Below are 20715 nucleotides of genomic sequence, written 5' to 3'. Positions count from 1 at the left end.
GTACTATGGTGCCCCGTTCTCCTCGCCGCTCTGTTTTGCATCAGCATTCAAACATTCGATAGGGGCGGGCCTTGATATTGGCGCTGTCTACAGTGGGACTTTTTCGACCTTGATCCTCGCGACATGAATACTTCCCGTACTTGCTCACCGAGTCCTGGGCGTCTTACCAACGCGCTGGCGTTCGCCATCCAGCGTTCCTCCCCATCGGATGCTTCGGCGCGGGCGGCAGCACGCCGCGGGGTGGCTGATTTCATCGCCTCCGCGCTACCTGTTGCCACCGCTTTGGTACCCGATTCGGGCCTGGGCGCGGTGCGCGAGACGTTTGCCCATGGTGAACCTGGAGATCGGGCGGTGCTGCTCGGCTATCTCGGCCATGCGTTGGATTTCGACGATTATCATGCGGGCATGCGGGGGCATCCGAGCACGGTAGTCCTTCCCGCTCTGCTGGCGGCATGGGAGCGGCGCCCTGGGTCGAGCGAAGACTTTCTCAGCGCTTACATCCTGGGGGTGGAAGTCGCTGGAAGATTGGGGTTGGCGATAGGCTCGCGCCACTATGTCGCTGGTTTCCACTCGACGGCGACGCTTGGCACCATTGCGGCCGCCGCTGCGGTCGCCAGACTGCATCGTCTCGACATCGAGCGGACTTCGATAGCGCTCGGCCTTGCGGCGACCCAGGCCGCCGGTTTGCGTGCGCAGTTCGGCTCGGCCGCCAAACCCTTGCATGCTGGCCTTGCGGCTCGGGCGGGCTATGAGTCAGCAAGGCTGGCAGCGCTCGATTTTCCCGCCAACCAAGAGGTGTTGCCGGGTTTTCTCGACACCCTGGGGCTCGGCGCTGCTCGTCCCGAGAGACTGCTGGCGGATTGGGGAGCGCCATGGCGCATCGTCACGCCGGGTCTCGAGTTCAAGCGCTACCCTACCTGCGGCGGCACCCATGGTGCCGCGGATGCCGCGCTGGCGCTGCGCGTGCGGTTGGTCGAGGCCTATGGCGCCGATCGTCTGGACGAATTGATCGAGCACGTGGTGGTGCAGTTTCCGCCCGGTGCCGATGTCGCGCCGTTCATTCGCCTACCCAAAAACGGTGTCGAGGCGCGCTTCAGTCTCGAATACGTAATCGCCGCGGCGCTGCTGGAGGGCGGGGTGGCGCTTTCTCGTTTCGTCGAAGGGCCGGTGGATGTCCGCCTGGCCGCGCTGGCTGCGCGGGTGGTGCGCGAGGAAGATCCCGCTGCGCCGCCGGACGCGCTCGATCCCGACGCGCGTTTTCACCGCATCATCCTGCGCCTCACCTCCAAGCGCGAACTAATCGAGCGGGTGACCAGGGCCGAGGTCGTGGCGCGGCCGGTCGATATCGACGCCAAGCTCGCCGAGACGCTTGAGGGACCGGCGCTGAACCGGCTCCGCCACCATCTGGCGCTGCGGGGTGATCGGGACATCGACGCTCTGCTCGAATTTCTTACCCTGAACGGAAGCACTCCATGAGCAACTCTGACAGCAAGCCTCGGCGACAGCTGAGGCTTGGCCTCTTCGTGCAGGCGCTGGGACACCACGTAGGTGGCTGGCGCCATCCCGAGGCGAAGGGCTCACCGACCGATATCGACTGGTTCGGCTGGATCGCCGAAACCGCGGAGCGTGGGGGCTTCGATATGTTCTTCGTCGGCGATGCGCTGGCCACCAGCGTGCATAGGCTGCCGTCGACGATGTCACGGCTCGAGCCGCTCACCCTGCTCGCCGCCCTCGCCGGGCGTACCCGCCACATCGGTCTGGCCGCGACCGCCTCGACGACATTCGACCAGCCATTCCACCTCGCGCGCGCACTTGCCTCGATCGACCACATCAGCCATGGCCGCGCGGCGTGGAACGTGGTCACCTCCTTTTCCGAAGGGGCTGCCCGTAATTTCAGCCGTGAGGACCTGCCGAGCCACGCCGATCGCTATGCGCTGGCTCAGGAGTTTCTCGAAGTGACCCATGCACTGTGGGATGGCTGGGAGGAGGGCGCGATCGTGGGCGACAAGGCACGCGGGATCTATGCCGATGACGACAAGATCCACCCAGCTAACCACCGCGGTGAGCATTTTTCCGTCGAGGGTCCGCTGAACATCGCTCGCTCGCCCCAGGGGCGGCCCGTGATCATCGAAGCCGGCTCCTCAGCCGCTGGACAGCGCCTCGCCGCGCAGACCGCCGAAGTGGTGTTCACCGCTGCCGCCACCCTGGAAGAAGGGCAGGCGTTCTACCGCAGCCAGAAGCGGCTGGTCGCGGCGGCAGGGCGCAATCCAGACCATCTGCTGGTGCTGCCTGGGGTGATGCCGATCGTTGGGCACGACCGCGCCGAGGCCCAGCGGACATGGGAGCAGCTCAATCAGTGGGTCGACATCGACAACGGCATCCAGCAGCTCTCCGCGCGTTTCGGTTTCGATCTGTCCGCTTATCCCCTCGATGCACCAGTGCCGGAGGTTGGCGAAGTGGAGGGCGGCCAGAGCCGTGTGCGTCTGCTCACCGACCTGGCTGCGCGCGAGGGGCTGACGCTGCGCCAGCTGGCGGCGGTAGCGGCAGGCTCCCGCGGGCACCGGGTGGTGGTCGGTGACGCGAATGATATCGCCGACGATTTCGAGAACTGGCTCGAGCAGGGCGGTGCCGATGGGTTCAACGTGATGCCCGCCGTCCTGCCCGGCCAGCTCGAGCTGTTCGTCGACCTGGTGATTCCCGAGCTGCGCCGCCGTGGATTGTTCCGCGAGAACTATGAATTCGACACCCTGCGCGAGAATCTCGGCTTGCCCAGCGTGGCCGAGAACTTCGCCAATCTGCGCCCCTTAGATGACGAGCACGCTTGATGACCATATTGAGACGATTCGCCCTCACCATGACTCTCGCCTTGTCGGTCTGCGCCACCGCGCAGGCGCAGCAATCCAACGTGCCGATCAAGACCGACTTCGAGGTCAGTGCCGACCCGGCGCTCGAAGCGATCCTTCCTGATTCCATACGACAGGCTGGATTCATCAATATCGGAACCAATCCCAACACTCCGCCGACGGTGTTCTATGGCGAAGACAACCGTTCGCTCGAGGGCCGGGAAATCGATGTGATGACCGCCATCGCGCATCGCTTAGGGCTTAAGCCCCGCTGGAACGATGCGGGTGGTTTCGACAACATCATTCCGGGACTGAGCACCGGGCGCTACGATGCTGCGCTGGCCAATCTGGACGTCAATTCGGTGCGCCTCCAACGGGTCGATTTCGTCGGCTATTTCAACAATAACCGCCTCGGTATGGTGGTTCGCAGCGATGCCGGCGACGAGCTTCTCACCGAGTTGGGCCAGCTCTGCGGCAGGACCGTCGGCGGTGGCTCCGGTACCCAGAACGTGGCGGTGCTCGAGCAGCAGAGCGAGCGCTGCGTCGCCGAAGGCAAAGAGAAGATCGACATACCGCTGTTCCCCGACCGCCCGTCAGGCGTGCAGTCGGTGGTCAGCGGACGTACGCCGGCATTCTTCGGTCCCTACGAAGGGCTCAAGTACCAGGCGTCGGCCTCTCGCGGTGCGCTGGTTCTGGGCGGAGAGTTCGAGGTGCCGCCAAGTTTCGTCGGCATCGGCCTCGGCAAGGACTCCGAGCTCACCGAGCCGGTGCGTCAAGCGCTGCAATCGCTGATCGACGACGGTACCTATCGACGGATCCTCGATCGTTGGGAGATCGGCTATGGCGCGGTGAGCGAGGCCAAGTCCAACCAGGAGATCCTCGATGGCCGCTGAGCCTGCCGCGGCGCCGCTGAAGGTGGTGCGCAAGCGCCATTACGGGCGCTGGTGCTCCGCGGTCGTGGCACTGGCGGTCGTCGCGCTGATGATCAATTCGATGGTTCGCAATCCCAATTTCGAGTGGGAGGTGGTGGCGCGCAATCTCACCAGCGACTCGATTCTCGCAGGGGTGAGAATGACCATCGAGCTGACCTTCATCTCGGTCGTGTTCGGCTTCGCTGGTGGCATCGTACTGGCACTGATGCGGCTCAGCGCCAACCCGGTCCTGGTCGCGGTGAGCTGGACCTACACCTGGCTGTTTCGCGCAGTGCCGATGCTGGTCCAGCTGTTCCTCTGGTACAACATCGCCGCGTTGTATCCTCGGCTGGGGCTGTCCATTCCCGGTCTCGGCGAGCTGTGGTCGGCACCGACCAACAGTGTGATCAGCCCATTCAGCGCCGCCGTGATCGCCCTGGTGATGCACCAGGCGGCCTATGCCGCCGAGATCGTTCGTGCCGGTATTCTCGGTGTCAATACGGGCCAGCTCGACGCCGCTCGGGCTTTGGGGCTGACCCCGCTCCAGGGTTTCCGTCGGGTGGTCTTGCCCCAGGCGATGCGCACCATCCTGCCGCCGGCGGGTAACGAGGTGATCGGGCAGCTCAAAACCACCGCGGTGGTGTCGGTGATTGCACTGCAGGATCTGCTCTATTCAGCGCAGATCATCTATCAGCGCACCTATGAGGTGATTCCGCTGCTGATGGTGGCGACGATCTGGTACATGGCGATGACCACGATTTTGTCGATCGGCCAGTTCATGATCGAGCGTCACTACGGTCGCGGCGCCGCGCAGCAGAGTGCGATGTCGTGGCAATGGCTGCTACGCCGTGCGCTTCCCCGGCGGGGAGTGCACCGATGAGTGCTGCGATCGAGATCTCCCGAGTGAGCAAGTCGTTTGGTTTTTCCCGCGTGCTCGACGATGTTTCGCTTGCGATTCCCGCGGGCAGCGTCTGCGTGGTGCTCGGGCCATCCGGATCGGGTAAGTCGACCCTGTTGCGCTGTGTCAATCACCTCGAGAGCGTCGATGCGGGCACCATCGAAGTCGGCGGTGAGCTGATCGGCTATCGTCGCGACGGCGACCGGCTGCACGAGCTTAGCGCTCGCGCGGTGGCGCGCCAGCGCGCGCGTATCGGCATGGTGTTCCAGCACTTCAATCTGTTTCCCCACCGGACCGTGATCGAAAACCTCATCGAGGCGCCGCTGCTGGTACGCCGCGAGTCAAAGGCGGTGGCCATCGCGCGTGCCCAGCGTCTGCTCGCCCAAGTCGGTCTCGCCGATCGCGCGGCGGCGTGGCCTCGCGAACTTTCCGGCGGCCAGCAACAGCGTATCGCGATTGCGCGGGCGCTGGCGATGGAGCCGGAGGTGATGCTGTTCGATGAACCGACCTCCGCGCTCGATCCGGAGCTGGTTGGTGACGTGCTGCAGGTGATGAAGTCGCTGGCTCGCAGCGGCATGACCATGATGGTGGTGACCCATGAAATCGGCTTCGCCCGCGAGGTTGCCGATCAGATCGTGTTCATGGACCAAGGCCGGATCATCGAGTCCGGCCCGCCGAGCCAGGTGCTGGACGCACCGCGCCACGGACGCACCAGCGCTTTTCTCTCCACCGTGCTGTAGGCCGGTCGCGCCGTCATTGGTGGCCGACGAATGGCTGTCTTCGCTCACTCTCATACATGCAGGAAGCTTTGATGACTTCTTCACCAGATCCGCTGGTATCCACCGACTGGCTTGCGCGCCATCTGCAGGACGATGCGCTGGTGGTGCTCGATGCCACCTACACCTTGCCTGGCGTGACGCCCACCGGTGGCGAACTTTATGCCCAGCGGCATATCGAAGGCGCGCGTTTTTTCGACATCGATGCTTTCGCTGATCCGGGGTCGTCGCTGCCCCATATGCTGCCCGACCCCGCACTGGCCGAGAGGCTGATCGGCGAGCTGGGAATCGATGACGATACGCTGGTCGTGGTCTACGACACCCCAGGGCTGATGTCCGCGGCGCGCGCCTGGTGGACGCTCGAGGTGTTCGGTCATCGGCGGGTGAGGCTGCTCGATGGCGGTTTGCGAAAATGGCTCGCCGAAGGTCGCGAGGTCACAGCGCAACCAGCGCAATGGATGCCGCGTCAGTTCCGCGCGCGCTTCAGGCCGGAGCTGGTCAGCGACAAGACAGCGGTGGAGGAGAACCTCGCTTCACACCGCGCCCAGCTGATCGATGCGCGCAGTGCTTCTCGGTTCACCGGCGCCGAAGCGGAGAAACGCCCTGGCCTGCGCGCGGGGCACATACCAGGCAGCCTCAACCTGGCATTCGATCGGCTGAGCGATCCCGCTACCGGCCAGATGCTCGACCAGCGCACGCTCCGTGCGCGTTTCGAGACCGCCGGGCTCGATTGGAACGCGCCGGTCATCGCCAGCTGTGGTTCGGGGGTCACCGCCTGCGCGCTGGCGTTCGCGCTCTATCGGCTCGGCAAGCTTGACGTAGCGGTCTATGACGGCTCCTGGTCGCAATGGGGGGCGGATGAACGCTTGCCTTGCGCGCAGGGCGAATCCACTTTCGAACCGGGAAGAAGCGAGAGCGGCGATGCATGAACGAAGCAAGGCCTTCAGCGAACTCCGCGAACGCTTCAAAGATCGCTTCACCACCGACGCCGCGACGCTGATCGCACACGCCGGTGGCAAGGCGCACCACACGCCGGCGAACCCCGACGCGGTATTCTTTGCCGAGAGCACCGAGGAAGTGGCGCTCGCGGTATCGCTGTGCGCGCGCGAGCGGATTCCGCTTGTCGCTTTCGGCGCGGGTACCTCGCTCGAAGGGCAGCTGAGCGCCCAGCGAGGCGGGCTCAGCATCGATCTTTCGAGGATGAATCGGGTGCTGCGGGCCAGTGCGAGCGATCTCGACTGCACCGTGCAGGCCGGCGTCACCCGGGAGGATCTCAACCAAGCGCTGATCGCCGAAGGCCTGTTCTTCCCGATCGATGCGGGAGTCGGTGCGACGCTGGGCGGAATGGTCGCCACCCGCGCCTCCGGAACCAATGCGGTGCGCTACGGCACCATGCGTGAGAACGTACTGGCGCTGACCGTGGTGCTGGCCGATGGCCGGGTGATCAAGACCGGTGGCCGTGCGCGCAAGTCCGCCGCCGGTTATGACCTCACCCGTCTGCTGGTGGGCTCGGAGGGTACGCTTGGCATCATCACCGAAGTCACTCTACGGCTCTACGCCATACCCGAGACCAGCTCGGTCGCTGTCTGTGGATTTCCTTGCGTGGGGGACGCGGTCGACACCGCCATCGCGGTGGTGCAGCAGGGCGTGCCGATCGCGCGGATGGAACTGATGGATCGGCGCCTGGTGCAGGCGGTCAACGCCTATTCGGGGCTCTCGCTCGCGATGCGGGATACGCTGGTGTTCGAATTCGCCGGCTCAGCCGCGGCGGTGGCCGAGCAGATCGAAAAGGTCGAACTGATCGCCGCCGCGCAGGGTGCGGTGGGCTTCGAATGGGCCAGCGAGATCGAGGCACGCGAGCGTTTGTGGGCTGCGCGCAAGGATGCGTTCTACGCCATCGTCGCCCAGCGTCCCGGTGGCCGGGGGTGGAGTTCTGACGTCTGCGTACCGGTTTCGCGACTCAGCGAATGCATTTTGCATGCCCAGGCCGCCCTCGACACCACCCAGGTGCCCGCAGCGATCCTTGGCCACGTCGGCGATGGCAATTTTCACGCGGTGTTTTCGGTCGACCCCGCACGGCCGGAGGAGATGGCCGAAGTCGCGCGGATCAACTCGGAGATCGTCGATAAGGCGCTCTCGGTGGGCGGCACCTGTAGCGGTGAACATGGCATCGGTACCGGCAAGATCGGCTACTTGAAGCGTGAATGCGGCGAAGAGGCGATCGATGTCATGTTGGCGCTGAAGCGCGCCCTCGACCCCTTCGAGCTGATGAACCCTGGCAAAGTATTCGACGCGGGCGACCCGCGCTGAGCCTTGAAGAAACGCGGGCGCGCAAATCGCACGAGAGCTGGATCAGGACGCCGGTAGAGTGCTTTCCCGCAGCACCAGTTCGAAACCGACATCCGTCTTCCTGGCCGCAATCGGCTGGTTGCTGAGCCTTGCGATGATCAACTCCGCCGCGTGCGCGCCGATCTCCAGGCGTGGCACGCGCACCGTGGTCAGAGGAGGGGAAAGCTCGCTGGAGAACTCTTGGTCGTTGAAGCCGCAGACGGACAGCTCCGCCGGTACCTGGATGCCTCTTTTGCGGCACTCGGCGAGTGCCGACATCGCCCAGATATCGGAGGCACAGAACAGTCCGTCGAGGTCTGGATGGCGATCCAAGAGCGATGCTACCGCTGTGCACCCATCGTTGAAATTGAATCCGCGCGCGGTCGCTACCAGCGAGGAATCATGCGTGATACCGACCCGTTCCAAGGCATCGACATAGCCCATCAGGCGTTGCGAATGACGGTCATTGCTGGCGATCGGCGCGACCACCAGCCCGATCCTGCGGCAGCCGGTGGCAATCATATGGCCCACCGCGCCGCAGGCGGCCTCACGGTTCGAGTAGCCGACGCACATGTCGACGGGGGTGTCGGTGAGTGTGCCCATCTCGACGATCGGGATGTTCGCCTTGACCAGTAGCGCGCGCGTGGCATCGGTATGATTGGCCCCCTGGATGACCAGGCCCGCCGGGCGATGGCCGAGCAGCGTTCGGATGATCGTCTCCTCCTCCTTCGCGACCCCCCCTGAACTGCCGAGCAGCACGCAGTATCCCGCCTGTCTGAGACCATCGGTCAATCCCTGCACCGCATCGGCGAAAACGCCGTGCTGGATGTAGGGCACGATCGCCGCGACGATCCGCGTTCGTGTCGCGGCAAGGCCACCGGCCACCAGGTTTGGCACGTAGCCAACCTCGGCCATCGCCTGCTCGATACGCCTTCTGGTTTCCGGCGCCACGCGGGAGGGCTCCCTCAACATGCGTGACACTGTGATCATCGATACGCCGGCACGATCCGCTACATCGGCCATGCTCGCCTGCTTGGCCGCCATCCTGGTCCGACGAGACTTCCCATTGGTCATTCCCAGCTCCGCATGGCTATTGAAAGGAAAGGACAGTACTAAACGCTAATATACTCGCTATGTTAGCGCATGTCATAACACAGACCTCATGGAGCATTTGGCAGGCACCATCAATCACATTTGGGAGGATCTACCAAATGGGTATTCTGCGCCATTTCTATATCGCTTCGCTTGCGACCGTGGCCATTATTGCCGTGCAACCAGCATCCGCCCAGACCTATCGACTGGAGGCCGCAACGATTGCTCCTCAGGACAATCTATGGGCCAAGGTCGGAGATCGATTCGCCGAAGCCGTTGCACAGCGTACCGATAATGATGTCCAGATCAGGATGTCTTACTCGGGCGCACTCGGCAGCGCCGAGGACACCATCGAGGCGCTGCAGTTCGGTACCACGCACATCGTCATCCAGGAAGTCGGCAACCTGGATGGCTACGAACCTTTGGCGAGCCTTGGCTCCTATCCTTACTTGATTCGCGATTATGAGCACTTCACGCAGGTCATGGTGGAGGGCGGTGTCGGCCAGCAGTTCCACGACGAACTCGAGAAGCGTGCCGGCTTCAAGCTCGTCGGGGCAGGCTATAGAGGCCCGCGGGAGCTGGCCGCCAACCGGGAAGTGCGCACACCCGAAGATCTCGTCGGATTGAAGATCCGAGTCCCCAACCAGCGGATATTTCGTGCGACCTGGGAAACGCTTGGCGCAAGCCCGACACCGATGCCGAGCCTCGATGTCTATACCGCGCTCCAGCAAGGGATCATCGATGCCGCCGAGAATCCGCTGGAGGCACAAGTACGTTCACGATATTACGAAGCCGTTCCCTATGTCATCACCACCGGGCATGTGAATGCCTATTACACCTTCATTTTCGATGCTGCCTACTTCCGAAGTTTGCCGGATGATGTACAGCGGGTGCTGGTCGAGGAGGGGGAAAAGGCAATGCAATGGGGCAGCGAGCAGTTGCTCATCCTGTTGGAGGGATACGAAGAAAATCTGCAGCAGCATGGTGTTACCATCATTCGCCCGGACGTGGAGGAATTCCAGGTAAAACTGGAGCCGATGAAGGATCAGTTTCCGCAAGACATGCAGGAGTGGATAGATAAATTCCAGGACGTAGGTCGCATCTGACCCATAAACGATCAGGCGGCCATTCGACTGCCGTCCTGTCCCCATAGGGGTATCTCGCATGAATTACTTACTCTCTCTTGTCGAGCGAAGTCTCGACAAGATCCTGATCGCTTTGTTCCTGATCATGGTCGCCTCCATCGTCTGGCAGGTCTTCGCCCGCTATGTCCTCGGAGCGCCGACGATCTGGTCGGAAGAGCTCGCTCGATTCCTGCTGGTCTGGGTCACCATGCTCGGCAGCGCCTACGTCCTCGAACACGGCGGCCATATCTCGGTGACGGTTCTCGTCGATCTGCTGCCCCTGCCGCTGCAACGGCTGATCGAATTCATCCGCGACAGCATCGTCGTATGCATGTCCGGCGCGCTCGCCTTTTACGGATATGGTTTTGCCGTCTCCGGGGCGCGTCGGGTCTCGACGGGCCTCAACGTGCAGATGAGCTGGGCATATGCCGCCATCCCGATCGGTTCTTTGCTGATCGCCCTATTCATTCTCGGCCGCCGTGCCGCTCGCTGAGGCAGCAACGATGCTCGTCATTCTCGCGGTCTCTTTCACCATCCTGCTGTTGATCGGCGTACCCGTCGGGTTCGCTTTGCTCTCGGGCAGCATGCTGACCATCTTATTCGGTGGCAGCGTCAATCCGCTGATCATTCCCCAGCGCATATTCTCCGGGATGGACAGCTTTTCGCTGCTTGCGATCCCCTTCTTCCTCTTCACCGGCGCACTCATCAGCCAGGGAGGGTTGGCCGATCGCCTGGTGCGTTTCGCTAATGCCGTAGTCGGCCGGTTTCGCGGCGGCCTGGCGATGTCCAACGTCCTCTCATCGGTGCTTTTCGGCGGCATCTCCGGGTCGGCCGTCGCCGATACCAGCGCACTCGGCAGGACGTTCATCCCCGCCATGGTCCGCTCGGGCTATACGCCCGCGTTCTCCGTTGCGGTGACCGCGGCGTCGGCGCCCCTCTCGCCGATGATTCCGCCGTCGATCGCCTGGATCCTCTACGGGTTCATCACCGATACCTCCATCATCCGGCTGTTCATGGCGGCGATCATACCCTCGCTGCTATGGGCCGCGGCGATGCTGGCGGTGGTGATCTGGAAGGCCCATCGCGAGGAAATGCCGGTACTTCCGCCCGCGCCGCTGAAGGAGGTCGTCGTCACCGCGCGCGCGGCGAGCCTGGCGCTGTTGCTGCCGGTATTCATCCTGTTCGGTATCCGCATGGGCATCTTCACGGTGACGGAAGCCGCGGCCATCGCCGTGCTCTACGCCATGGGGGTTGGCCTGATATACCGCTCGATGAACCTGAGCACTTTTCTCGAAAGCGTTCGCAGTACCGTGCAGTCGACCGCGGTGGTGATGATCATCATCGGGGCGGCGGGGCTGTTCGCTTGGATCCTGGCCCATACCCGAACCCCGGAGGCGATAGCCACCTGGATCCTCTCCGTGGCGGACACTCCGCTGGCGTTTCTCATGCTGGTCAACCTCGTACTGCTGCTCCTGGGCACGTTCATGGAGGTCAACGCGGCGAAGATCATGGTGCTGCCGATCCTCTTCCCCGTCTCCCAGCAGATCGGCATTGACCCTGTGCACTTCGGCGTGATCGTCACGGCCAACCTTTGTCTTGGCCTGCTCACCCCGCCGGTCGGCATCGTTTTGGCGCTGGCCTGCAAGATCGGAAACGTGCCGCTCGAGCGGGGCGCTGTCGCCTCCTTCCCATTTTTGCTCGCTGGAATCGGTGTGGTTCTGCTGATCACCGTCTGGCCGGACCTGTCGCTGTGGTTGCCAAGGCTGGTGCTTGGCTAGCGAGGCCCTGCCTCATACCAATCCTCAATGAGGAGTAAAAGCACGATGAAAATTCGAGATGACGGGACTTATCTGATCGACGCCGCCAAGCTTGAAACGCTGGTCGCCGACATGCTGACCCGGGTGGGGGTGGCGGTCGAGGATGCGAGGATCGTCGCGGACTCCCTGGTATCGGCCGATGTCCGCGGGATGAATTCACACGGCGTCATGCGCCTACCGGTGTACATCGAGCGGCTGCAGCGGGGGGGATTCAAGCCTGGCTCGCGGGGACGAGTGGTCAGCGAAACGCCTGCGACCGCGCTGATCGATGGCGAGGAGGGGCTGGGGGCGGTACTGACCTCGAGCGCGATGGATCTGGCGATCGACAAGGCGAAACGCACCGGCATCGCCGCGGTGGGCATTCGCAACTCCAATCACAACGGCGAAAACGCCTACTACGTGAAGCGGGCGATCGCAGCCGACATGATCGGTATCGCGACGACCAACGGCTCACCGATCATGCCCGTCTGGGGCGGCAAGACCATGCTGACGGGCCCGTTGCCGATCGCGATCGGTGTGCCGACCGAAAAGGCGCGTCCGATCATTCTCGATGCGGCGCTTGGCATGTCATCGCGCGGCAAGATCCTTTACTACGCCGAAAAGGGCATGACCCTGCCGGACGGCTGGCTGGTCGATCGCGATGGGAATCCTACCAACGATCCCAACTGGGTGAAGAAGGGCGGCTGGATCCTGCCGATCGGTGGACACAAGGGATGGGGGCTGATCCTGGCCTGCGAAATCCTTTCCGGGCTGCTGACCGGTGGGAAGTTCGGCCAGGAGCTCACCAATCTCTATGACGATCTCGATGCGCCGCAGCGCAACGGGCATTTCGTCATCGCGATCGACATCGGTGCATTCATCGATATCGGCATGTTCAAGCAGAGGATGGATGAATACATCGGGATCATGAAGGCCTCGACGCTCGCTCCCGGCACCGAGGAGATACTGATGCCCGGCGAGATCGAGGATCGCAAGGAAATCAAGCACAGGGAGGAGGGCATCCCGATCGGCCGGTCGGTGGTGGATGAGGTGGTAAGCCTCGCAGGGACGCTTGGCAGTGACGCCGACCTGATCGATCAACTGGAGGCCCGGACATGACCGAACGAAACGATCAGTGGCTCGGCCGTTTGGCCAAGCTGGAGTCAGGGCAGGTCAGCGACGTGCTCGATGAAGCCGGGATCCCCTGCCACGCTCTTTCGGCCGAGCTGTTCGCGCTCTCGCCGGGCAAGCGCTTCGCCGGGCGGGCCGCGACCCTGCGCGGCGAGCCGATCCTCAATGCCCGGACCGTGTCGCCGGCGCTCCCTGTCGAGACGATGGAAAGCATCACCTTCCCTGGATCGATCCTGGTGATCGCATCCGGCGGTTACAGAACCGGCGCGCTGCTCGGTGGCTTCGTCGCCTACAGCCTCCAGCGCGCGGGCTGTCAGGCAGTGGTGACGGATGGGGCGATTCGTGACGCCGAGGAGATCCGGGCACTCGGGCTGCCCTGCGTGCAGAGCGCGCTCACTCCGGTCAACGGCGCCAGGCGCTGGCGCGCGGTGGCCGCTGGTATCCCGGTGACCCTGCCGGGCAGCGGCGGTGGCCTGGTCCAGGTTGCGCCGGGCGACTACATCCTGGGCGATGGTGACGGCGTCGTCGTCGTGCCGCAGCAAATGATCGCCAGTGTGGTCGAAGACGCCGAGGAGCTCCTGCGCATAGAGCGGGTGATCGGCGATGAGCTGCGCGCCGGCGGCGAGCGAGCCGAGGTGTTTCGGGCCAATCCAAGATTCGCGCACGTGCGCCCGGTCACCGGGCCGAGCTGCTGAAAAGCCGACAGGAGCGATGAAAATGAACCAACTCGATATCGTCGTGATGCCGGGAGACGGCATCGGCATTGAGGTCATGGACAGCGCGCTCGCGGTGCTCGAGCAGTTGGAGGCGCGCTTCGGATTTCGACTGCGCAAGCATACCCACGCAGGCGGTGCCCTGCACTATGCGCAGACCGGCACCGCGCTGTCCGATGAGAGCTTCGAAGCCGCTCGCCGCGCGGATGCCATCCTGTTCGGTGCGATGGGGCTGCCGGACGTGCGCTATCCCGACGGCACGGAGATCGCCCCCCACCTCGAGATGCGTCGGGAGTTCGGCCTCTATGCCGGCGTGCGCCCGGTCAGGCGACTGCCGAATACGCCGCGCGTCCTCGCCGACCCGAGGTCGGATGAGATCGATCTCGTGATCATCCGTGAATCGACGGAGGGGCTTTTCTACTCGCGCGGGAAGGGCGTCGTCGAACACGACCAGGTGGCAGAGGAAACCCTGCGGATCACCCGCGCCACCAGCGAGCGGCTATTCGACTTCGCCTTCCGCCTGGCCGAACGACGCCAGCAAAGGCGCGGGCGGCCTGGCGGCGTCACCTGCGTCGACAAATCGAACGTCTTCGTCGCGATGGCGTTTTTCAGGAAGATCTTCGACGAGCGCGCCTCGGACTTTCCCACGGTAGCCGCCGACCGCGCCTACATCGACGCCATCGCGCTGGACCTGATCCGCAAGCCCTGGGCCTATGATGTGCTGGTGATGGAGAACATGTTCGGCGACATCATCTCCGATCTGGGCGGCGGTCTCGTCGGCGGTATGGGGCTGGCGCCGTGCGCCGAGATCGGCGACCAGCACGCTCTGTTCCAACCCGCCCACGGCAGCGCCCCCGACATCGCCGGCAAGGGTATCGCCAACCCCACGGCGATGCTGCTTTCCACCGCGATGATGCTGGACTGGCTGGCGCAGCGGCACTCCATCGCTTGTCTCGCCGACGCCAGCGACGCCTTGCACGCGGCGGTGGATAGCGCCTATGCCGAGCGGATTCGCCCGGTGGAGTTCGGCGGCGAGGATGGCACGCTCGCGATTACTCGCGCAGTACTGGCGGAACTTGCCGCTCAGCGCGCGTGACCCGCTCGGCCGCATGCACCCACCTAGGAGGCACGGACATTCCATGAGTCGCTACATCATCACGGTGGACTTCAAGCTCAAGCCCGGCGGCAGGAACGACTTCATGCCGCTGATGCTGGCCAACGCCCGAGCGTCGCTCGAGAAGGAAGCGGGATGCGAGGTCTTCGATGTCCTTACCGATCAGTCCGATCCGCAGCGCATCTGTCTCTACGAAGTCTATAGGGACGCTGCGGCATTCCAGGCGCATCTCGACTCCGCCCACTTCGGCATATTCGATAGGGAATCGGCGCCGTACGTGGAGCGCAAGACGGTGCGGGAGTTCACGCTGGAGTATCCCCTCAGGCGGTGAATGACCACGTACGCCAGTGGCGCTCACCGCGGAGCGGATCCGGCCAGGGGCGATTCATCGCCCCGGCATCATCTTGGTGTCATCTCGGTCAGTGATGATCGAGCCCGAGCGGGCCGAGATGGAGAATCCAGATGAAAACCTCCGAGCTGATCGAGCATCTCGAGGTGCTGCGTCGGCAGAAGGGCGATGTCGAAGTGTTGATCCGCGTAACCGGCAGGCCGGGGGAGTATCTCCATGTCCACGCGCCGGAGCCGGTGCTGATCACCCGTCAGAGCCAGCGCCAAGGAGTGCTTGGCGAAGACTGGGTGATCGCACTGGGTTGAGCCGCCAGAAGCGTTCGCCCCGAGGGCGAGGAACTGGCATCGAGAGATCGCGCGGTGGTGGCAAGGCCGTGGTTCGACTCGGCTCGTCCCTCGCCGGCTCACCACGAACGGACCAATGAACCCGTTCGTCCCGAGCGGCGCCTGTACGCGCCAAGGCCGGGTGCTGGCTCGGCAATGGGGGCGCCAGTCGAGGGATCGCGCGGCGGCGATGAGGCCGTGGTTCGAGATATTTCCGAGCATCCTGAGCGAGCGAAGCGAGTCGAAGGGCACGAACGGCCCGGGCGGCTCGTCCCTCACTCCTCACCACCAGCGCACCAGCGGGGTGGGTTCTGGCTCGGATACCCCCGCCCGTTCGTCCCGAGCGGCGCCTGTACGCGCCAAGGCCGGGTGCCGGCTCGGCAATGGGGGCGCCAGTCGAGGGATCGCGCGGCGGCGGCAAGGCCGTGGTTCGAGATATTTCCGAGCATCCTGAGCGAGCGAAGCGAGTCGAAGAGCACGAACGGCCCGGGTGGCTCGTCCCTCACTCCTCACCACCAGCGCACCAGCGGGGTGGGTTCTGGCTCGGATACCCCCGCCCGTTCGTCCCGAGCGGTGCCTGTACGCGCCAAGGCCGGGTGCTGGCTCGGCAATGGGGGCGCCAGTCGAGGGATCGCGCGGCGGCGGCAAGGCCGTGGTTTGAGATATTTCCGAGCATCCTGAGCGAGCGAAGCGAGTCGAAGGGCACGAACGGCCCGGGTGGCTCGTCCCTCACTTCTCACCACCAGCGCACCAGCGGGGTGGGTTCTGGCTCGGCACCATACCCCCGCCCGTTCGTCCCGAGCGGCGCCTGTACGCGCCAAGACCGGGTGCTGGCTCGGCAATGGGGGCGCCAGTCGAGGGATCGCGCGGCGGCGGCAAGGCCGTGGTTCGAGATATTTCCGAGCATCCTGAGCGAGCGAAGCGGATCTGGAGACATGGGATGGTGCGCTCAGCTGTAGCGGTACGACAGGCACTCGTTCTTGCGCGGCCCTTCGATCTTCCAGCTCAACGAGAAGCCGCTCGGGGTCAGGGTCAGCGTTGCACTGTAGCTGTCGCTGCCGCAGGGATGGGGCTGTTCGCTGTGGAGCGAATCGGTGCCATCGTCGTGCTCCACCAGGTCGAACAGCCATACCGCGTTGGCCTCACCGCGGCGTTCATGGTGCAGCCGCAGGCGGTCATCGAACCACGTCAGTCGATAACGATTGCGAAATGCCACCGGGCGAGGGTGCTGCTCGCTGAAGAACTCGCCGGCTTCGTCGAGCCTCACTACTCGGCGGGCGCCCTCCAGGACTGAATGGGTGGTGACCCGGCCTTCGCCACGTCCGTTCCAACCGGTCTTCGAGCCGGGCAGGGGGCGGGCGGTGAATTCCATTCGGGTGATTGCATTGATGCGCTCGCCAAGGCGTATAATCGTCGTCAACTTTAGATTTCCAAAAAGGTTTACCACTCGATGGGTTACTTGCTGGGCGTCACGCTCTTGTGGTCGTTCTCATTCAGCCTGATTGGCGTTTATCTCTCAGGGCAGGTGGATAGCTACTTCTCGGTGCTGGTGCGCATCCTGCTCGCGCTGCTGCTGTTCCTGCCGCTGCTGCGACCGCGGCGCATCGCGCCGCGTACGGCGTGCGGTCTGATGGCGGTCGGCGCGGTGCAGATCGGTGCGATGTACATCTTCTACTATCAATCCTTCGAACTGCTCAGCGTGCCCGAGGTGCTGCTCTTCACCATCCTGACGCCGATCTACGTGACCCTGATCGACGACGCGCTGGCCAAGCGGTTCTCGCCATTCTACCTGGGCACCGCCGCGATTGCGGTGGTCGGTGCGCTGTTGATCAGCCATCCGGGCGTGGAGCCGGGCTTCTGGCGAGGGTTCTGGATGGTCCAGGCCTCGAATCTTTGTTTCGCGCTCGGCCAGGTCGCCTATCGGCGCCTGCCCGGGCTCGCCGCCGTCGATGGTACCAAGCTCTCCGCGTTGCATCAGTTCGGCTGGTTCTACGTCGGCGCCGCGATCCTGGTGGTGCCTGCTTTCGTGCTCTTCGGTGACGCTTCGCGACCGGCGACGACGGCGGTGCAGTGGAGCGTGCTGCTGTGGCTCGGTCTGATCGCTTCCGGCCTGGGCTACTTCTTCTGGAACGAGGGCGCGCGTCGCGTCGATGCCGGTACGCTTGCGATCATGAACGAGGCGTTGAAGCCCGCGGGCCTGGCGGTCAATGTGCTGATCTGGAACCGGGATGCGGACGTGCTGAGGCTGACCCTCTCTGCGTTGGTGATCGGCTTCGCGCTGTGGCTCAACCTGTGGTGGACCCGCAGGCGCCGCCGCTTGGCGATCGCTTGAGGGTCACAGCGGCACGCGCAGCGGCCAGCGCTGGGCGGTGACGATCGTCGGCATCAGCGGCTCGCCGTCCGGGTCGAACAGGGCAAGCCGCAGCGGCCGGGGGCCCTCGCTCTGGTCGAAGTGCCCTGCGAGCTGGCGTTCGATTGCATCGATCGGTTGCAGCTTGGCGTCGCGCGGTGGATGCAGTGCGTGGGGCATGCCGAGACGAAATCCATACGCGGGTGCACAGCGTGCACGAAACGCAGGCCATTGGTTCCAGTGCAGCCAGCGTCCGACGAGATGCCCGGGCTTGGCGTCGCGGGGGGCGGGCAGTGCGTCGGGCCAGGGATGGAAGAGCACGCCGAGCATCGCGCACTGGCGCTCGATCGGCCCTGCGGTTTCAGCCGCCAACGCGGCACCCAGCCGCTGGTCCAGCGCGGCGCGGGCGAGCGGGGTGTCGAGCAGCCGGGTCTGCTGCTCGGTGAGATGGCGAAGCTTGATCTCGAGGCTGTCGCGGCCATCGGTGCCGATCCAGCGCCGGGCTGAATCGGGCGCGCCGGGGCCGGGTTCGAGGCCAAGATAGAACTTGATCGCCAGTTCGAGGTGAATCAGCCGGTGGGGGGCGTCGCGGCGCCGATAGAGCAAATCGAGTTCGCCGAGGGTGCGCTGGTCGACGCGCAGCACTTGGTTGGCGGCGATAAGCTCGGCGTTGGGGGCGCGTGCGATCAGCCACTGCCACAGCCGTTCGACGTACTCGCCCAGCCGCCGGCTCGGACGCTCGTCGAGCCAGGCGGCGAAGGGCGGCTCCTCCTCGGCGCGGCCGCGGCGCCAGCTCGGGTCGAGCACGCCGAGCGCGTCCAGCGCAGGGTAGCGGGTGCCCTCGGGCTGGGCCAGCGGCGGGGCATCGAGCAGCCAGGCGAGGTCCGCGTGCGCGCTGGCGGGTAATCTCAGATCGCAGGGCAACGTCATCCGGTTTGCTCCCGGTGAGCAGCAGTCAGCATAATGGCCCGCATCGCCACGCCCTCGAACCATCAGTGGAAAGCTTCCATGGCCCAATTCAGAACGGTCGGCCTGATCGGCCGTCCAGGCAGCCGCTACACCGACGAAACCCTGCGCCGGCTGCTGCGCTTCTTGCTCGCTCGCGGTCATCGGGTCGTGCTCGAGGAGGGCGTCGAATACATCGATGCCGCAGCCGACGAGGCGGTGCCCAATCAGCATATCATGCGCGCCGGCCTGGCCACGCTGGGAGCGAACTGTGACCTGGCGATCGTGGTCGGCGGCGATGGCAGCATGCTCGGCGCCGCTCGTAGCCTGTGCACCAGCGGCACGCCGGTGGTTGGCGTCAACCAAGGGCGAGTCGGCTTTCTCACCGACATTTCTCCCGACGACATGGAGCTCAAGCTCGCCGAGCTGCTCAGCGGACACTTCGAGCTCGAGGAGCGCTTTCTGCTCGACTCGACGGTCGAACGCGAAGGCGTCTCGGTGGCTCGCGCCCATGCGCTCAACGACGTGGTGGTCCACCCCGGGCAGGTTGCGCGGATGATCGAGTTCGACCTCTACATCGACGACCTGTTCGTCTATCGCCAGCGCTCCGACGGCATCATCATCGCAACGCCCACCGGCTCCACCGCCTATGCCTTGTCCGCCGGTGGTCCGATCCTGCATCCGAAGCTCGATGCGGTGGTGCTGGTACCGATGTTCCCGCATACGCTGTCGAGCCGGCCGCTGGTGGTCCCGGCCGACAGCGAGATCCGGCTTCACGTATGCGGCAAGCTCGACCAGCAACCACTGCTCAGCTGCGACGGCCAGACCCAGCTGCTGACCCATGCGGGCGACGTGCTGAGGATCAGGCGCAAGCCCGAGCGGCTCAAGTTGCTTCACCCACTTGGGCACAGCTACTACGAGAGCTGTCGCAGCAAGCTTGGCTGGAGCAACAACGGGCAATGAACATCGCGGTGGCGCAGGGCGGCGGGGTCGATCTGATCGGCGACGTGCACGGCTGCGCCAGCCTGCTCGAGCGACTGCTCGAACGACTCGACTACCACCGTGGACGCGATGGCGTATGGCGGCATGCGCATCGTCGCGCGCTGTTCCTCGGTGATCTGATCGATCGCGGGCCGGAGATTCGCGAGACGGTGGAGCTGGTGCGGGAGATGGTCGCGGCCGGCAGCGCGGAGGCGCTGCTCGGCAACCACGAGATCAGTGCGCTGCGTGCGTTTCTCCACCCCGGCGGCGCCCGGGTGCCGCGGGTGCACAAGGCTACCCTCGAGCAGTACAGCGGTCATGAAGCGCAGTGGCGAGACACGCTGGGGTGGATGCTCGAGCGACCGCTGTGCGTCGAGGGAGAGCGCTTTCGCGCCGTCCATGCCTGCTGGGATCCGTCGCTGGTGCAGCCTTTCCTCGCCAGCCACCCCGATGGCCGGATCGACCACATGATGCTCGAACGGGCGAGCGACCCGCAGAGCTTCTTCCACCAGCTGTTCGATCGGCTGACCCGCGGGCCGCAGCTGCGCCTGCCGGGAGCGCGTACGATCACCTCGCACGATGGCATCGAGCGACACAGTTTTCGCACCAGCTTCTGGATTCCGGGCCCCGAGCGCTACGGCGACGTGGTGTTCCAGCCGGACCCGCTGCCAGACGATCTCGAGCGTCGACCGCTGGATGAGAGCGCCAAGCGTCGGCTGGTTTCCTATGGCGATGATCAGCCGCCGCTGTTCGTCGGCCATTACTGGTGCCGCGGCGTGCCGGCGCTGATCGCGGCGAACCTGGCCTGTCTCGATTACAGCGCAGTGAATGGCGGCGCCTTGGTGGCCTATCGCTTCGATGGCGAGCGCCGGCTCGACGCCGATCGCCTGGTCTGGATCGACGCCGCCCGAGGTTGATTTGATTTTTTTTTGTCACCGGTGAACTTTCTCCGTGGGCCGCCGTCAGAGTAAGTGTTCCCTTGAATGATCCCTTGCTCTAGCCCGGTCGGTTCTCCCACCGGGTTTCTTTTTGTCCGCGACA

Annotated in this window: 21 protein-coding genes; 18 read left to right on the top strand and 3 right to left on the bottom strand. The window is 64.5% G+C overall.

What is annotated here, in order from left to right; genetic code table 11:
* The first annotated feature begins 123 nt into the window (after positions 1-123).
* The 7 genes from A5892_RS13190 to A5892_RS13160 all read left to right on the top strand — a co-directional run bounded on the left by A5892_RS13190 (position 124) and on the right by A5892_RS13160 (position 7738).
* Complete coding sequence (locus tag A5892_RS13190; protein ID WP_064123198.1) at positions 124-1476, top strand: MmgE/PrpD family protein; 1353 nt, start codon at positions 124-126, stop codon at positions 1474-1476.
* Positions 1473-2825, top strand: a complete 1353-nt coding sequence (locus A5892_RS13185; protein ID WP_064123197.1) for an LLM class flavin-dependent oxidoreductase — start codon at positions 1473-1475, stop codon at positions 2823-2825. The genes A5892_RS13190 and A5892_RS13185 overlap by 4 nt, the downstream gene beginning before the upstream one ends.
* A complete protein-coding gene (locus A5892_RS13180; protein ID WP_064123196.1) occupies positions 2825-3736 on the top strand; it encodes an ABC transporter substrate-binding protein in 912 nt (303 codons plus the stop codon). Before A5892_RS13185 ends, A5892_RS13180 begins: the two co-directional genes overlap by 1 nt.
* The gene (locus A5892_RS13175; protein WP_064123195.1) at positions 3726-4634 is read left to right on the top strand and encodes an amino acid ABC transporter permease; all 909 of its coding nucleotides are present in this window, start codon (positions 3726-3728) and stop codon (positions 4632-4634) included. Before A5892_RS13180 ends, A5892_RS13175 begins: the two co-directional genes overlap by 11 nt.
* Positions 4631-5392, top strand: coding sequence for an amino acid ABC transporter ATP-binding protein (locus tag A5892_RS13170; RefSeq protein ID WP_064123194.1), 762 nt, complete (start codon positions 4631-4633; stop codon positions 5390-5392). The genes A5892_RS13175 and A5892_RS13170 overlap by 4 nt, the downstream gene beginning before the upstream one ends.
* 71 nt (positions 5393-5463) lie before the next feature.
* Positions 5464-6357 carry a sulfurtransferase gene (locus tag A5892_RS13165; protein WP_064123193.1) on the top strand — a complete coding sequence of 298 codons (894 nt, stop codon included), beginning with the start codon at positions 5464-5466 and terminating at the stop codon, positions 6355-6357.
* Positions 6350-7738: an FAD-binding oxidoreductase gene (locus A5892_RS13160; RefSeq protein WP_064123192.1), complete on the top strand. Its 1389-nt coding sequence runs from the start codon at positions 6350-6352 to the stop codon at positions 7736-7738. The genes A5892_RS13165 and A5892_RS13160 overlap by 8 nt, the downstream gene beginning before the upstream one ends.
* 42 nt (positions 7739-7780) lie before the next feature.
* On the opposite strand, the gene A5892_RS13155 is transcribed toward A5892_RS13160, so the two are convergent.
* On the bottom strand, positions 7781-8830 hold the full coding sequence (locus tag A5892_RS13155; protein WP_064123191.1) for a LacI family DNA-binding transcriptional regulator: 1050 nt from the start codon (positions 8828-8830) through the stop codon (positions 7781-7783).
* 137 nt (positions 8831-8967) lie between these two features.
* Between A5892_RS13155 and A5892_RS13150 the strand changes: the two genes are divergently transcribed.
* The 8 genes from A5892_RS13150 (at position 8968) to A5892_RS13115 (ending at position 15380) form a co-directional block, all read left to right on the top strand.
* Positions 8968-9954: a TRAP transporter substrate-binding protein gene (locus A5892_RS13150; RefSeq protein WP_064123190.1), complete on the top strand. Its 987-nt coding sequence runs from the start codon at positions 8968-8970 to the stop codon at positions 9952-9954.
* Between the two features lie 58 nt (positions 9955-10012).
* Complete coding sequence (locus A5892_RS13145) at positions 10013-10465, top strand: TRAP transporter small permease (protein WP_064123189.1); 453 nt, start codon at positions 10013-10015, stop codon at positions 10463-10465.
* Between the two features lie 10 nt (positions 10466-10475).
* On the top strand, positions 10476-11750 hold the full coding sequence (locus A5892_RS13140; protein WP_064123188.1) for a TRAP transporter large permease: 1275 nt from the start codon (positions 10476-10478) through the stop codon (positions 11748-11750).
* Positions 11751-11795: 45 nt separating this feature from the next.
* Positions 11796-12887 carry an Ldh family oxidoreductase gene (locus A5892_RS13135; RefSeq protein ID WP_064123187.1) on the top strand — a complete coding sequence of 364 codons (1092 nt, stop codon included), beginning with the start codon at positions 11796-11798 and terminating at the stop codon, positions 12885-12887.
* A complete protein-coding gene (locus A5892_RS13130; RefSeq protein WP_064123186.1) occupies positions 12884-13594 on the top strand; it encodes an RraA family protein in 711 nt (236 codons plus the stop codon). Before A5892_RS13135 ends, A5892_RS13130 begins: the two co-directional genes overlap by 4 nt.
* Before the next feature lie 22 nt (positions 13595-13616).
* Entirely contained in the window at positions 13617-14708 is a 1092-nt protein-coding gene (locus A5892_RS13125; protein WP_223302665.1) for an isocitrate/isopropylmalate dehydrogenase family protein, read from the top strand.
* A gap of 43 nt (positions 14709-14751) precedes the next feature.
* Entirely contained in the window at positions 14752-15057 is a 306-nt protein-coding gene (locus tag A5892_RS13120; protein WP_064123184.1) for a putative quinol monooxygenase, read from the top strand.
* A gap of 131 nt (positions 15058-15188) precedes the next feature.
* Positions 15189-15380, top strand: coding sequence for a hypothetical protein (locus tag A5892_RS13115; protein ID WP_064123183.1), 192 nt, complete (start codon positions 15189-15191; stop codon positions 15378-15380).
* A 967-nt stretch (positions 15381-16347) separates the two neighbouring features.
* On the opposite strand, the gene A5892_RS13110 is transcribed toward A5892_RS13115, so the two are convergent.
* Positions 16348-16818, bottom strand: a complete 471-nt coding sequence (locus A5892_RS13110; RefSeq protein WP_150123548.1) for a DUF6314 family protein — start codon at positions 16816-16818, stop codon at positions 16348-16350.
* Between the two features lie 30 nt (positions 16819-16848).
* Here A5892_RS13110 and A5892_RS13105 point away from each other — a divergent pair, with 30 nt between their 5' ends.
* Positions 16849-17730 carry an EamA family transporter gene (locus tag A5892_RS13105; RefSeq protein WP_027350446.1) on the top strand — a complete coding sequence of 294 codons (882 nt, stop codon included), beginning with the start codon at positions 16849-16851 and terminating at the stop codon, positions 17728-17730.
* A 3-nt stretch (positions 17731-17733) separates the two neighbouring features.
* Here the strand turns inward: A5892_RS13105 and A5892_RS13100 are convergent, their stop codons facing one another.
* Positions 17734-18678, bottom strand: a complete 945-nt coding sequence (locus tag A5892_RS13100; protein WP_064123181.1) for a DUF1853 family protein — start codon at positions 18676-18678, stop codon at positions 17734-17736.
* 78 nt (positions 18679-18756) lie between these two features.
* On the opposite strand from A5892_RS13100, the gene A5892_RS13095 reads away from it, so the two are divergent.
* Together A5892_RS13095 and A5892_RS13090 are read left to right on the top strand one after the other, a co-directional pair.
* Positions 18757-19656, top strand: coding sequence for an NAD(+) kinase (locus A5892_RS13095; RefSeq protein WP_064123180.1), 900 nt, complete (start codon positions 18757-18759; stop codon positions 19654-19656).
* Entirely contained in the window at positions 19653-20591 is a 939-nt protein-coding gene (locus A5892_RS13090) for a metallophosphoesterase (protein ID WP_150123547.1), read from the top strand. Before A5892_RS13095 ends, A5892_RS13090 begins: the two co-directional genes overlap by 4 nt.
* Positions 20592-20715 lie beyond the last annotated feature (124 nt).

Origin of the sequence: Halotalea alkalilenta, assembly GCF_001648175.1 — a bacterium.
Taxonomy (GTDB): Bacteria; Pseudomonadota; Gammaproteobacteria; order Pseudomonadales; family Halomonadaceae; genus Halotalea; species Halotalea alkalilenta_A.
The sequence above is the reverse complement of the archived record's forward strand: the minus strand, read 5'-3'. Positions and strand labels throughout refer to the sequence as shown.

Bases quoted from the DNA above. Each gene is read 5' to 3' on its own strand.
- A5892_RS13100 (WP_064123181.1), bottom strand. From the start codon at position 18,678: ATGACGTTGCCCTGCGATCTGAGATTACCCGCCAGCGCGCACGCGGAC.
- A5892_RS13185 (WP_064123197.1), top strand. From the start codon at position 1,473: ATGAGCAACTCTGACAGCAAGCCTCGGCGACAGCTGAGGCTTGGCCTC.
- A5892_RS13170 (WP_064123194.1), top strand. From the start codon at position 4,631: ATGAGTGCTGCGATCGAGATCTCCCGAGTGAGCAAGTCGTTTGGTTTT.
- A5892_RS13115 (WP_064123183.1), top strand. From the start codon at position 15,189: ATGAAAACCTCCGAGCTGATCGAGCATCTCGAGGTGCTGCGTCGGCAG.
- A5892_RS13150 (WP_064123190.1), top strand. From the start codon at position 8,968: ATGGGTATTCTGCGCCATTTCTATATCGCTTCGCTTGCGACCGTGGCC.
- A5892_RS13155 (WP_064123191.1), bottom strand. From the start codon at position 8,830: ATGACCAATGGGAAGTCTCGTCGGACCAGGATGGCGGCCAAGCAGGCG.
- A5892_RS13105 (WP_027350446.1), top strand. From the start codon at position 16,849: ATGGGTTACTTGCTGGGCGTCACGCTCTTGTGGTCGTTCTCATTCAGC.
- A5892_RS13095 (WP_064123180.1), top strand. From the start codon at position 18,757: ATGGCCCAATTCAGAACGGTCGGCCTGATCGGCCGTCCAGGCAGCCGC.
- A5892_RS13140 (WP_064123188.1), top strand. From the start codon at position 10,476: ATGCTCGTCATTCTCGCGGTCTCTTTCACCATCCTGCTGTTGATCGGC.
- A5892_RS13160 (WP_064123192.1), top strand. From the start codon at position 6,350: ATGCATGAACGAAGCAAGGCCTTCAGCGAACTCCGCGAACGCTTCAAA.
- A5892_RS13135 (WP_064123187.1), top strand. From the start codon at position 11,796: ATGAAAATTCGAGATGACGGGACTTATCTGATCGACGCCGCCAAGCTT.
- A5892_RS13175 (WP_064123195.1), top strand. From the start codon at position 3,726: ATGGCCGCTGAGCCTGCCGCGGCGCCGCTGAAGGTGGTGCGCAAGCGC.
- A5892_RS13120 (WP_064123184.1), top strand. From the start codon at position 14,752: ATGAGTCGCTACATCATCACGGTGGACTTCAAGCTCAAGCCCGGCGGC.
- A5892_RS13130 (WP_064123186.1), top strand. From the start codon at position 12,884: ATGACCGAACGAAACGATCAGTGGCTCGGCCGTTTGGCCAAGCTGGAG.
- A5892_RS13165 (WP_064123193.1), top strand. From the start codon at position 5,464: ATGACTTCTTCACCAGATCCGCTGGTATCCACCGACTGGCTTGCGCGC.
- A5892_RS13090 (WP_150123547.1), top strand. From the start codon at position 19,653: ATGAACATCGCGGTGGCGCAGGGCGGCGGGGTCGATCTGATCGGCGAC.
- A5892_RS13145 (WP_064123189.1), top strand. From the start codon at position 10,013: ATGAATTACTTACTCTCTCTTGTCGAGCGAAGTCTCGACAAGATCCTG.
- A5892_RS13125 (WP_223302665.1), top strand. From the start codon at position 13,617: ATGAACCAACTCGATATCGTCGTGATGCCGGGAGACGGCATCGGCATT.
- A5892_RS13180 (WP_064123196.1), top strand. From the start codon at position 2,825: ATGACCATATTGAGACGATTCGCCCTCACCATGACTCTCGCCTTGTCG.
- A5892_RS13190 (WP_064123198.1), top strand. From the start codon at position 124: ATGAATACTTCCCGTACTTGCTCACCGAGTCCTGGGCGTCTTACCAAC.